9 protein-coding genes are annotated in these 12,946 nt (G+C 71.3%); 4 read left to right on the top strand and 5 right to left on the bottom strand.

Translation table 11 applies throughout. The annotated features are described in order from the left end of the window. Positions 1–79 precede the first annotated feature (79 nt). The 5 genes from H6726_24885 to H6726_24905 all read right to left on the bottom strand — a co-directional run bounded on the left by H6726_24885 (position 80) and on the right by H6726_24905 (position 7,445). Positions 80–2,329: a DUF4340 domain-containing protein gene (locus H6726_24885; GenBank protein MCB9660906.1), complete on the bottom strand. Its 2,250-nt coding sequence runs from the start codon at positions 2,327–2,329 to the stop codon at positions 80–82. Continuing rightward, the gene (locus H6726_24890) at positions 2,326–3,885 is read right to left on the bottom strand and encodes a GldG family protein (GenBank protein ID MCB9660907.1); all 1,560 of its coding nucleotides are present in this window, start codon (positions 3,883–3,885) and stop codon (positions 2,326–2,328) included. The genes H6726_24885 and H6726_24890 overlap by 4 nt, the downstream gene beginning before the upstream one ends. Next, the gene (locus H6726_24895; GenBank protein MCB9660908.1) at positions 3,882–4,622 is read right to left on the bottom strand and encodes an ABC transporter permease; all 741 of its coding nucleotides are present in this window, start codon (positions 4,620–4,622) and stop codon (positions 3,882–3,884) included. The genes H6726_24890 and H6726_24895 overlap by 4 nt, the downstream gene beginning before the upstream one ends. Continuing rightward, entirely contained in the window at positions 4,619–5,680 is a 1,062-nt protein-coding gene (locus H6726_24900) for an ABC transporter ATP-binding protein (protein MCB9660909.1), read from the bottom strand. Before H6726_24900 ends, H6726_24895 begins: the two co-directional genes overlap by 4 nt. A gap of 244 nt (positions 5,681–5,924) precedes the next feature. Next, positions 5,925–7,445, bottom strand: coding sequence for a hypothetical protein (locus H6726_24905; GenBank protein ID MCB9660910.1), 1,521 nt, complete (start codon positions 7,443–7,445; stop codon positions 5,925–5,927). Between the two features lie 144 nt (positions 7,446–7,589). Here H6726_24905 and H6726_24910 point away from each other — a divergent pair, with 144 nt between their 5' ends. The 4 genes from H6726_24910 to H6726_24925 all read left to right on the top strand — a co-directional run bounded on the left by H6726_24910 (position 7,590) and on the right by H6726_24925 (position 12,867). Continuing rightward, entirely contained in the window at positions 7,590–8,285 is a 696-nt protein-coding gene (locus tag H6726_24910; protein MCB9660911.1) for a sigma-70 family RNA polymerase sigma factor, read from the top strand. Further along, the gene (locus H6726_24915) at positions 8,282–9,844 is read left to right on the top strand and encodes a FecR domain-containing protein (protein MCB9660912.1); all 1,563 of its coding nucleotides are present in this window, start codon (positions 8,282–8,284) and stop codon (positions 9,842–9,844) included. The genes H6726_24910 and H6726_24915 overlap by 4 nt, the downstream gene beginning before the upstream one ends. Positions 9,845–9,909: 65 nt before the next feature. After that, positions 9,910–10,977 carry a polysaccharide deacetylase family protein gene (locus tag H6726_24920; GenBank protein MCB9660913.1) on the top strand — a complete coding sequence of 356 codons (1,068 nt, stop codon included), beginning with the start codon at positions 9,910–9,912 and terminating at the stop codon, positions 10,975–10,977. 24 nt (positions 10,978–11,001) lie between these two features. Next, positions 11,002–12,867, top strand: coding sequence for a hypothetical protein (locus tag H6726_24925; GenBank protein MCB9660914.1), 1,866 nt, complete (start codon positions 11,002–11,004; stop codon positions 12,865–12,867). The last annotated feature ends 79 nt before the right edge of the window (positions 12,868–12,946 follow it).

The raw sequence follows: 12,946 nt of genomic DNA on the forward strand, positions 1-12,946 counted from the left end.
GCGAGACGCACGTGCGCTGGTCGTCGGTAGTCCACCAGGCGCGCGCCCTCGCGTCGCGCGCAACGGGGGTCGCGGCACCTCAGGGCTGGAAGTCGCGCAGCGGCGCCACCTGATCGTTGGGTACCCGGAAGGTGACGTTCAGGTCGGCCCGCTGGACGTCCGTGTGCGTGGCGCCCGCTGGACCCACCCGCAGCGTGTAGCGCTGAGGTGCGTTGGCCCTTTCGTCTCGCGTGACGCCCACGGTGAGCGCGGGGTCGAAGCTGACACCGTAACGGCCGCTCTCGGCCCGCATCCGCTCCAGCGCCATGAGCACGGGCTCGAAGCGCTCCTCCGGGATGCGCTGGCCGCGGGCCACGAAGAACGCGCCGTCGTGCGTGACGTCGATGGTCACGCCCTCCTGCTCGAGGCGCACGCCCTCGAGGTCGACGCGCGAGGTCCGTAGGAGATCGTTCGACACCAGCGCCCGGAGCAGCAGCTCGACGACGGCGCCGGGCAGCACGAACACCTCGCGCCGCTCGTCCAGCTGCGCGAACGCGCCGCCCTCCGTGTCGGCGCCCAGCTTCAGCACGTGGGTGCGCGGGGGCGCGCTCGGACCGCTCGGCGTCTCGCCGTGGTCGTGTCCGTCGTGCTCCCCATGGGCGTCTTCGTCCGCGTCGTCTTGGTCGTCCTCGAGCGCCCCCTCGAAGCGGAAGCGTGCCGTCAGCCGCGGCGTCGCGAGGCCGTGCTCGGGCGCGGGCGCCTCGGCCACGAAGCGCGCGGCCTCCAGGGTGGCCAGGCGACGTGCCAGGTCTCGGGCGGCGGCACCGTCGGCGGGCGCCACCACGGGGGCGCTCAGCTCGAAGTCACCGTCTCCGTCGCGCTCGAGGGTCTGCGCGATGGCGCCCGTGGTCGCCACCTGCACGAGCGCCTCGGCGCGCTCACGCAGCAGCCGCCGCGGCAAGAAGTGCACCACGCTGACGGCGAGCTGCTGCTCGACGTCCGTCGGCACCACCAGCGCCACCAGCTCCTCGTCGCGGCGCAGGAACACGCCGCGCATGTCGCTCCCGCCCATGGCGAGCGTGTGGTCCGGCGCCGAACCGCGACCGTGCATGGTGAGCGTCACGCGCGGCGCGCTCAGCCCCCGCCGACCCAGCTCGGCCTCGTCCACGCTCTCGGCCTCGATGGTCTCGAGCGAGCGAATGCCGCTGAGCCACTCGCTGAACGCGTCGGGGTCGACCTCGCCCGTGACGGGAGCCGCGCCACCGCGCACCAGGCGGTAGCTCCACTCTCCGTCTTCGTCCTCGATGTGCAGCGAGTCGGCACCCGCCACCAGGTCGATGGCCTCGATGTCGGTGTCGGGCAGCGTGATGGGTCGCAGCTCGCGCAGCTCGGACGCGGACCGCAACAAGGGCGCGAGGTCGCGCTCGTTCACGCACACGAGCGGTCCGTCCTCCCCGGCGCGGGCATAGCGCTGCCCCTCGTGCTCCCCGCACGCGGCCCCGACCACCAACGTCACGGGCGCGTAGGGCGCGTCGTCGCTCACCTTGGCCTGGGACTCGAAGCGCAGGTAGGCGTCGCCCAACTGCTCCCCAGCGTCCGCGAAGCGCGTGGCCCGCAGGCTGCTGATGGCACGCTTGATGTCCCGCACACGCTGGGCCGACGCCATCATGGCGATGGGCTCGCGTAGGTACCAGGTCTCGTCGGAGGCCTCGGCGTCCTTCTCGACACGCGTGACGGCGTCGCCAGCCCGCAGCGTGATCTCGTTCATCTCCAGCATCAGGTCGGGGAACAGCTCCCTGTTGCGGAAGTGCACCGCGTCGTGGTCGGCGGCCTCGAACACGTCGTCGCCCACCACGTACAGCACGCTCTGGTCGTCCAGCATGGCGTAGCGACCCGCCTCGGTGGCGTCCGGCTGACCGATGGAGAGCGTCACGGTCTCGCCAGCGATGCGCAGGGTCACGCGCACCGCCGGGTCCACGAGACCATAGCCCGCGAGCTCCCCGGGCTCGATGCCCTCGACCCGGCGCCGAGGCTCGGCCCACTCGAGCGCCCCCAGCAGCGCCGCGACGGCCTCGGTGTCGGCGCGGGCCTCGAGCGGCGAGCGCAGATCCCAAGCGCGCTCCTCTTCGGCGTCGTCGTCACCCGGACGGTTGCGCGCCACGAGCTCGATGCGCTCGCCCTCACGCTCGATGACGACGCTCTCGACGCGCCGCTGCGAGAACCGCTCGATGAGCCGGGAGCCACGCCCCGCCAGCTCGATGTCGGTGAGCTGATGTCGTTCGACCAGGATGATGTAGGCGAACAGGGCGACCGCGATGGCCGCGAGGACTGAGACGGTGGATGTCTTCATGGACGCCTCGACCACCACACGGACAGGCCCAGGAAGCCCATGGCGGCGGGGAGCAAGAACAACACACGGAAGCCGATGCCGCTCATGTCACCCTCCGTGATGGACATGGGGCGAGCGTTGGCCTGCCGTGGCGGCACGGCGATGAGGGCGCTGCGCTGCGTGAGCCAGCCGGTGACGGCGGACGCGAAGGTGGCGTTGGCGAACTCGGGCCGCCCCATGAGCTCGGGGACCATGAAGTCCGCGTCCCCCACCACCACCAGGCGCCCGCCGTTCGGCGCACCTTCGTCGACCTCGGGCTCGGTCGGCTCTCCCGCAGCCCGCGGCGCCGCCGTCGTCTCGACCGTGACCAGCGCGGCCAGGGGCACGGGTCCGCGGAGGTCGTCGCCGTTGGGCTCGAGGGTGCGCAAGCCGCTCAGGTCCTGCTCGGCGTAGCTGGTGTCGGACGTGTAGAGCAGCTCTTGCGCCCCGCTACCCTCCACGGCGCGCACGCTGCGGGCCTGCATCATGGCGATGGGTAACCCGATGATGGGCTCGAGCAGCTCGTGCTGCGCCTGGTCGAACACGAAGAACGCGTTGAGCGGGTCGCCCGCGCCGAGGCGCTGCGGGTCCAGCTCCAGCACCAGGTCGTTGCCGATGAGGATGCCGTGGCTGCGTGCGAAGGCCTCGAAGCCGGTCGGCAGCAGCCGCTCGCCCTGGCTGAGGACCGGGTCGAGCGCCAAGAACACGTTTCCGCCGCGCTCGAGGTACTCCTGGACGCGCCGCACGTCCTCGGCCGGCACCGGCGTCTCGGGGCCGAGCACGAACAGGGCCGCGCAGTGGTCGGGGATGTCGGCCCGCGGGGCCAGCTGCTCCACATCGACGTTCATGCGGTCGAGACGGTCGCGAAGACCGGAGATGGAGCGCGGCCCGTTGGCCACGCCCAGCTCCCCGTGCCCCGAGAGGACGCACACACGCGTCGGTGTCCCCGACGTGACCTCCACGATGGCTCCGGTGAAGCTCTCCTCCGCGCGCACATCGATCTTGGGGCCGTCCTCGTCGTCGAAGCTCGACATGTCGGGGGCGCGCAGGTCCTCGTAGTCCACCTTCCAGTGCCGCTGGCCCGCCACCACCACGGCCGCGACGTCCGCGATGGTCGAGCCGTTGACGCTGCCCTGGTTGAGCTGGAAGCGCTGCGCCAGCAGCCGGAACTCGCCTGCCTGACGGTCTGGGCTGATGCGCCGCACGGTGATGCGCGGCGACGCGGCCTGATAGTTCGCGACCAGCTCCTCGAAGTCCTCGAGATCGTGCTGCCCCTCGGGCACGAACAGGTAGATCTCCACGTCTTGATCGAGCTCGGCCAGCACGCGCAGGCTCTCGCCCGAGAGCGTGTAGCGCGCCTCGCTGGTCCAGTCCCAGCGCTCGAAGTGGCGGAACGAGAGGTACGCGAGCATGAGCAGGATCCACACGGTGAGGATGCTGCCGACGACGCCGCGTGTACGGTGTGCGAGGAAGCGGTCCTCGCTGGGCACGGCCTCGGCCACGCTGGACGCGGCGGGCTCGTTCGAAGGGGCGGTCACTGGTACCTCCGGGCGTCCACGACGCGCACGCTGAGGAACAAGGCGAGCGCCGCGGTCAGCACGTCGAACGCCAGGTAGCGGCTGTCCACGATGCCGCGCGAGTAGGCCCGCATGTGCTCCATGACGCTGATGTAGTTGAGGACCTCGGCCCAGTCGGGCAGGACGCTGCTGGCGATGCCGAGCACGAAGAGCGTGCTGAGCACGAAGAACGCGATGACGGCGGCCACCAGCTGACTGGACGCGATGGCGCTCGAGAGCAGGCCGATGGCCATGTAGTGCAGGCCGATGCCGAACACGCCGACGAAGATGGCTCCCGTGGCCCCCCAGTCCGCGTAGCCGAAGTTCTTGCAGATCCACACGTACATGAGCGTGGGCACCCACATCGCCGCCCAGTAGGTCATGGCCGCGAGGTACTTGCCCATGACCATGGCCAGCGGGGTGACCGGTGTGGTGAGCATGGCTTCGTCGATGCCGGACTGCCGCTCTTCCGCCAGGAGGCGCATGGTGAGGACGGGCACGAACACCAGCAGCGCGATGAAGAACAGCACAGTGCCGCCGTAGAAGAACGCCACGGGGTTGTCGCTGCCGCCGCCCGAGGGGTTCTGCGCGAACCAGCCGCACATGATGTAGAACTGCCCGCCGCACACCAGCATCCAGATGGTGAGCACCACCCACGCCAGCGGGGAGACGAAGAACGAGCGCACGTCGCGCTTCGCGATGGCCCACATGCTCTTCATGACGCGCTGTCTCCCTCGTCCGCACCGCGGTCGGTGGGCTCGTCGTCGGCGCCGCCCGCACCATCGGCTTCGTCGACACCTTCGTCGGCGGGCGCTTCGCCGGTCGCGTCGTCCGTAGGTCCCGCCGGGTCGGTGGTCGTGAGGTCCGCGAACACGGACTCGAGCGACGCAGACTCCGGCACCAAGCGGTGCAGGCTGAGACCCGCGGCCACGACCGCCTGGAAGACCGCCTCGAGCACCTCGTCGCCGGGAACCGCGGTCAGCCGCACGGCGTGTCCACCGTCCGTCGCGCCAAGACGCTCGACGCTGCGCACGCCCGTCACCCCCGCGAGCGCCCGCTCGTAGGCCTCGGCGGAAGCCGGACCACCGAGGGTGACCGCGCGCGTGCCTGCCGGGTTGGCGCGCAGCTCACTGGCCTTGCCCTGCGCCATGAGCTTGCCCTTGCGGATGATGATGACGCGCCCGCAGGTGTTCTCCACCTGCGGCAGGATGTGCGTCGAGAGGAAGACCGTCTTGTGCCCCTCGAAGCCGCGCAGCAGCTCGCGCACGTGCCGGTTCTGGTTGGGGTCGAGGCCGCTGCTGGGCTCGTCCAGGATGAGCAGCGGCGGGTCCGTCAGCAGCGCGTCCGCCAGACCCACGCGCTGGCGGTAGCCCTTCGACAGCCGACCGATGACCTTGTCGGCCGCGTCGGTGACGTCCGCCTGGGCGAGGGCCCGCTCCACCGCACCGCTCACCTCGCGCCGCCCCATCTCTTTCAGCTCCGCCCGGAAGCGGAGGTACTCGAGCACGCGCATGTCGCGGTACATCGGGACCCCCTCGGGCATGTACCCGATCAGGCGCCGCGCCTCGCGCGGGTTGTCGTGCACGTCGATGCCTCCGACGCGCACGCGCCCGGAGGTCGGGGCCAGGTAGCCCGTGATCATGCGCAGCGTGGTGCTCTTGCCCGCGCCGTTGGGCCCCAGGAAGCCGACGATCTCGCCGCTCGGCACGTTGAAACTGATGGCGTCGACCGCGGTGGTCGAGCCGTACCGTTTCGTTAGTTCTTGGACTTCGATCACGTGTCGTAGGTCTCCACTGGGGGGCTCACCGGGTGAGCACCCCGAAGTGCCATCCGCGACAGGAACAGCTCTCGCGCGCGCTGATTCCAGCAGCAGACGGGCGTCTACTCCAGACGCCCTACGACATCAAGGCCCCCGGACCGAGACGGCGCCCCCGACGCTCCACCGCGACAGCACGCCGGAGACTCCTTCGCGACGCACGACCGGCTCGTCGACTCCGCCGGCCCAGCGCAACGCGCAGAGGTCAGGGTGCGACGACGAGCGGCGCAACGTAGAACACGCCCAGCAGATCCTCGCTCACGGCCTGCGGATCGTCGGAGCCGTCGCGCGCCTCGACGCGCCACTGGTAGTACATCCCCGGTTCGAGCGGCCCGCCGTACGTGACGCTCGGGTGACCCGAGCCCATGAAGGCCGGCTCGGTGCTCTGCCACACCTCGGTACCGAACACGTCGTAGACCCGCACGTCGTACGACTGCTCACCGGAGTCGTCGTCCCACGCCAGCGTCACGGTCGCATCGCTGGCCACCTCGGTGGGTCGATCGGCACCGGGCTCGATGACGCGAAGCGCCTCGGTCACCTTGAAGCTCTCGCTCACTGTCAGGTCGGCCCCAGCGACGTCCACGAAGACGATCTGCGTCCCCGCGATCCCTGGGTCGGGATCCCTCACCAAGAGGTCGTTCTCGAAGGCTGCCAGCACCGCGTAGCGCCCAGGCGGGACACCAGGGATGGTGTACCCGCCCGAGATGCTCGGGGCGGCGCCAGGCTCGGGCGCCCGTAGCCCGGGCGCGACCTCACCGCGTACGAACGTATCGGTGATCTGTTGGAAGGTCGACGCGGGGATCAGCACCACGCTCGTCCTGCTGCCACCCGGGGCGTTGACGATCTGGACCTGGCCCGAGATGGTCGCCAGCGCGTCGGTGCTCGCGGCGAGGTCCACCCCAGCCAGCGCGACGCCCTCGACGGTCACGTCCATGCCGACGAGCGCGCTGTCGGCGCGATAACCACGCACGCTGTAGCTCCCATCGGCGACGCCGTAGATCACGTAGCTGCCGTCCGCGTCGGCGTACCCGAAGGGACACGGCGGCGCGCTGCACTCGGCCACCACCAGCGTGCCCGCGGGCTCGGTGCCTCCCACGACACCCTGGATGCTGGGGAGCCCGACCTGATCATCGGGCACGCCGATCAACACCACGCTCGTGCTGCCGTTCTCGGCCACGTAGCCGACGTCGACTACCGCGGCGGCGTCGGTCGCGTCGATGGGCAACGCGGGCCTGAACCCGCTCGGGAACGGCAGGTAGTCTTGCGCGGACACGCGCAGGGTGAAGGTCCCCGCGACGGGGACCCCCATCGCGTCACGCACCACGGGGACGGCCAGCCGATACCGTCCGGCCGCGTCGGTCACGGCCACCTGCGTGACGACCGAGCCCGCGTCGTCCGCGGCGAGCACCCGCGCCCCCGGGAGCGGCGCACCGTCCTCCGCGCGCGTGATCGTGCCGTCGATGAAGACAGGGGCGAAGCATGCGTGCTCGCCCGACGCCAGCGGGTCGCAGACCGCGCCGTCTGCACACGCGTCCTCGTCCGATGGGTCGCAGGTCTCGGTGCACGTGGCATCGGCGCCGTCGAGCGCCAGGCAGACGAGCCCGTTCCCGCACTGCGGGTCCGACACGTCACATGCTCGTTCCCCTGAACTCTTGCAGCCAGAGAGGACGATACCCGCGAACAACAGCGTGGAGACGACGACAGAGAGCGGGGTATTGGGAGTCATGTAGGCGTATACCCAGGCACTCGTCCGCGGGATACGCGCCGCCGCACCGTGCATGTGTGAGGTGATGTACGCGCCGGACCGGCCTCGACCGTTTCCTCGCGCCCTGAACTGGGGCACCCTGTGATGCAACGAAGCCGCGACGTCATGCGCATCACGCCCACATACCCGGAGCTCGCGCCCACCGTGCCCTCGGTGGAGTTCCGCGCCACCGAACGACCGGTCGGTGTGGACCCGCTGGTGCAACGCGCCCAAGAGGGCGACGCCGCCGCGTTCCGTGAGCTCTTCGCGCAGCACAAGGACCGCGTGGCCTCCATCGTGTTTCGCTTCCTGGGCCACAGCTCCGAAGTGGACGACGTGGTGCAGGAGGTGTTCCTGCACGTGCACCGCAGCCTTCCGCGCTTCCGGGGCGACGCGCGCTTCACCACCTGGCTCTACCGCCTCACGGCCAACATCACGAAGATGCACCTGCGCCGCAAGGCGTCGCGGCCGAGGGTGGTGGACGTGGAGGTCCCCGACCTCCCGCGCAACGCCGAGCCCCCAGAGGCACCGGACGACGCGCTCGCGCGGCAGCTGCGCATCCGCGCCCTGTATCGCCTGCTGGAGCGCCTGTCCGAAAAGAAGCGCATGGTGCTCGTGCTGCACGACCTGGAGGGCATGGCCGCCGCCGAGATCGCCGAGGTGGTCGAGGCGCCCATCATGACCGTCCGCACACGCCTCTTCTACGCGCGCCGCGACCTGTACGCGATGTTCGAGGAGGAGCCTACGCTCGCGGTGCTGCTGGGCGAGCTCGGCGGGGCGCTCCGTGGACAAGGCAATGGCGAAGCGGGGGGTGAGCCATGAGCGCGCACCATCCGAAGTGGAACGCGCTGCACGCGCTGGCGCAGGGCGCGCTCTCGAGCGACGGACAGCGACGCATCCGTGCGCACTTGCTCGCGTGCGACGTGTGCCGGCGCGCGGAGGCCGCGTTGCGGGTGTACGACGGGGTGCGGCGTGAGGCCGCTGCCCCAGCCCCCGCGCTGGCGGGGGACGCGTGGACGCGGCTGTCACAGGCCATCGCACAGGACGCCCACGGCGCAGCCGAAGCCCACGGCCACGGCGCAGCGGACGGCTCACGTGGTGACGAGGTCGCGGAGGACGTGGCCACGGCCTACGAGCGCATCAGCACCGAGATCCGCCTGACCCCTGCCCCGCCCATACCCCTCGAGCTCGCCGACCGGGTGCTCGCCCGTCGCGCCCGAGAGCGCGCCGACCAGGGTTGGGTGCTCGCGTCAGCGCTCGCGGCGGCGGCCTGCTTCGCCCTCGCGACCCAGCTGTTTGGTGGCGCCGCCCCCACGAACTCGGTCGCACACCGAGCACCGAGCCCCGCGGCGCAGGCGGAGCCGCCGCCGCCAGCCCCGGAGGCCGCCGCCTTGGACGTACACGTCCGCGCGATGAGCGGCACCCCACGCAGCGACGACGAGCCGTTGCGCCTGGGGACGCGCGTCGAGGAGGGGCAGCACTGCGAGACCGGCGCTCACGACAGCGCCCACTTCAGCGTGGGCGAGGGCTCGGGGTTCGCGCTCAGCGAAGAAGGGCGAGCGACCGTGGAGCGCGCCCGAGAGGACGGCATCGTGCTCTCCGTAGAGAGAGGCGCGCTCAGCTCGTTGGTGGCCACGGGCACGCCCTATCGCGTGCTCGCGCCCCCCTTCGCGTTCGAGGTCCGCGGCACGCGCTTCTCGGTGGCTCGCCGCGACGACGGCGCCGTCTCCGCGCGCGTGGTGGAAGGCTCGGTCGCGGTCATGCGCGGCGACGAGCTGCTGGTCATCCTCGGCCCGGGCGACAGCTGGAGCTCCGCCAGCGGCGAGGCGTTCGCCCCCGAGCCACGCGTGTGGAGCCCCGAAGGTGGCGTCGCGCTGCACGTCCCCTCGCCAGAGCGCTCTCCGTTCGTCAGCTTCGAGGCCGACAGCGTCATCTGGGACGCCACCGCCGATGTCGTGCTGACCGTGCGCGAGGGCGCGTCGCTGCACCTGACCTTCTACGACGCCCGAGGCCGCGCGACCGAGGTCCATACGCGCCCCGTAGCCGAGGGGTCCACGGTGGAGGTCCCGGTTCCCTCGCGCCTGGTCCGCGGGCACCTCCCAGCGAGCGTGCTGTCGTCCGTCGTGCGCCAGCACCGAGGCGACCTCGACTTCTGCGTGTCGCGAGCCGTCCGCATGGCGGGTCGCCCCCTTGACGAGGCCACCCTGCGGCTCACCATCACGCCCGAGGGGTCGGTCAGCGACGTCGTCCTCAGCGGTCCGGGCGCGAGCCTGCCGCTGCGCGCGTGCCTCACGGCCAAGGCGCGGGCCTGGGTCTTCCCACGGCCCGGAGGCAGCCTCCCCGTGCAGACCCAGATGCGCCTGGCCATCACGCCCCACTGACCACCTTGTCCTACATGTAGTCGTTTTCTTTACACAGAGAAACGGCGCGGGCTAGCGTGGGCGGCATGTCGAAGCGTTCCGTCGTCCGTCGAATCGGCCAGGCTCTGGCCTGCGCGACCGCCGTAGGCAGCGGCGCAGGCCTCGCGCACCTGACGCATGCCGATGCCCAGCATGGACGTGGTCTGCAGACCCACGTGGCGCCCCTCCTGAGCAGCACGCGGGCCCCCTCTCCCGCGCGACCGACCATCGGCCAGAGCCCCAGCGCCGAGGACACGGACGCGCTCCCCATGGGCGTGCTCCCCCCCAGGCCGGACCCGTTCGGCGATCACCTGCGCGACGGGATGGTGATGACTGGCGCCACACCGCATCGCCTGCTGCTGCTGACCTTCGACGACGGCCCGGAGATCCGCACCACCCCGACGGTGCTGGACACGCTCGACGAGTACGGCATCAAGGCCGTCTTCTTCGTGAACGCGACGCGCTTCGACAGCGACCACCCGCGCGAACGCGCCCAGCGGGAGCTGCTGCAGGAGATCCTCCGGCGCGGACACTTCTTGGGCAACCACACCTACCACCACCCGCCGCTGACGGACCTCGACAACGATCAGATCCGCGACGAGCTGCACAAGAACGAAGAGTTCATCTTCGCCATCACGGGTGGGCGTCCGGTGCTCGTGCGTCCGCCCTACGGCGCGTTCTCCCCGCGCGTGGCGCGCACCATCGCGCAGCTGGGCTACACGCCCATGCTCTGGAACCTCTCGACAGGCGACACGATGGTGCGCACCGGCGACGAGGTGGCCAGCACGTTCCTGCGCGTGCTGCGCCGGCAGGAGCGCGAGAAGGGCGAGTACGGCGGCATCGTGCTGATGCACGACACGCACGGCTGGAGCGTGGACGGGCTGCCGCGCATCCTGGCGGGCCTGCGGCAGCGCAACTGCGAGCTCGCGGCGAGCGGAGAAGAGCTCTACGACTTCGTCTCGGACCCGAGCGTCTTCTTCCGCTACCGCGGCGACGCGAGCCCGGAGGAGTTCACCCCGTCCATCGAGCCCGACCCCGCGTGGCTCGAGCGACGGCAGGCGGCCTTGCGTGAGGAGACCGGCCGCCGCTGCCAGGCGGTGGCCAGCCGCGACTAGCCGGCGCGGCGGGCGGGAACGTTCATGGGATACGTCACGCTCGCCTGCCTCAGTGGGCTCGTCGGCGTCGCCTCGCTGCTGGCGGCGCGGCGGATGTACCCGCAGAGCCGCGTCGATGCGTGGCTGGCGGCCTCGGCGCTCGCGCTGCTGTCGGTGGTCGTGCCGATCCACACGCTCGGGTGGCTGGGGCAGCTCGACGCGCCGCGCCTCGGGCTCGGCAGCGGACTGCTCGCGTCGTTCGTGGGCGGGCTCGCCTTGCGAGGCGCCGAGCCCTCCTCGGCGGCGTTCGCACGACGCGCCTTCCGCGAGCTGCTCACCTTCCCTCACCAGGCGCTGGTCATCGCGTGGCGCGCGTCGCCGCTGGTCGGCGTGGCGCTCGTGGCGGTGCTCGGGATGTGCTCCTTCACCGCGGTGTACGCGTACCTCGCGCCGTCCTGCAGCTGGGATGGCGTCTGGTACCACGAGTCCATCGTCGGGTTCGCCATCCAAGAGCGGGGCTTCGCGTGGGTCGACGTGCCCGGGGGGCTCGAGTACGTCAACGGCTACCCCAAGAGCAGCGAGCTACTGAGCTTGTGGTGCGTCATCTTCTCGGGCCGCAGCCTGATCGAGGTGGTCGAGAGCGGGATGGCCTTGATCCTCCTGCTGGGGATGTACGGGCTCGCACGCCGCATCATGACCAGCCGCGTCCACGCGCTGGGCCTGGCGTGCGCGCTGGTGCTCACCCCGGCCGTCGCGCTGCAGCTGCGCAGCACCCTGACCGACGTGTGCTTCGCCGCCGTGTTCGTCCTCGCGACGCACTTCGTCACGCGGCCTGGGGCACGCCTGACGGACCTGGCGCTCGGCCTCGTGCTGACGGGGTTGATGGCGTCCATGAAGGTCACGGGCGTCGTGGTGGCGCCCGTGCTCGCGGCGGTGGTGTACGCACGCGCGTTCGGGGGCCGACGTCGGCTGGGCGCGCGTCGCGTGGTCTCCGCGCTGCTGCTGGCCGGGCTGGTGGCGGTGGGGCTCAGCGTCCCGGGCTACGCACGCAATTGGCAGCGCACCGGCAACCCGGTGTGGCCCATCGCGCACGAGGTGCCCGAACTCGGGCTCCACTTCGACGGGCCGCAACAGTTCCACAACGAGCGCCCCCAGGCGTGGGACGAGCTGTTCAGCCCGCCGCGCACGCCGCAGCTGCGGGACACGCGCGACAACGGCTACGGCAACGTGCTCCCCTTCGTGTGGCCATGGCTCCTGCTCGCGGCCCTCGTCGAGCTGGCACGCGACGCCGCGCAGCGACGCCTCGGGAGCGCCCACGGGCTGCTGCTGGTGTCGTGCGCCGCCGCCGTCCCTTCGCTCGCGCTGTCCCCAGCGGGCTGGTGGTGCGCGCGCCTGCACCTCCACGTGCTGGTGGCGGCGCTGCTCGCGGGTGGGTGGGTCCTCGGCGACGTCCGCCGGCGTCACATCGCCGACGGCGTCCTCGGCGCCCTGCTGATCGGTTCGCTCATCACGCTGTCCTGGTCCCTGCCCGCGTGGGACATCACGTGGGAGCGCGCGCGCCTGTTCGCCACGCTCCCTGCACACGAGCGCGCGGTGTTCCCCATGAATCAGACCTCGCCGGCGCCCGACGTGGCGCGCGCACGCGAGCGAGAGCAGACCGCGGGCAGCGTGCTCGCTTACGACGGCGCGTATCTATTCCCCTCCGCGCTCTGGAACGACGCCTTCAGCAACCGAGTGCGCTACCTGAACCCCGCGCTTGGCGGGCTCGTGGGCCCGCAGCTGGACGACGCCCACGCCGACTGGGCCGTCGTTCGGACGGGGAGCGCCTGGGACCGAGAGCTCACCACGCGTCCTGCGTGGGAGCTGGTGGGGGAGGTCGACGCCCGCAATCGGGCCTACCGCCGACGCTGATCGCAGCCTCCCGCGCGCTCCGCCCCGTCGGCCCGCAGCTAGCAGTCCGTTGAAGAACTGCCCCTTCTATCGCGCCAGC

Source organism: Sandaracinaceae bacterium (assembly GCA_020633055.1).
GTDB lineage: Bacteria > Myxococcota_A > Polyangia > Polyangiales > Houyiibacteriaceae > JADJJE01.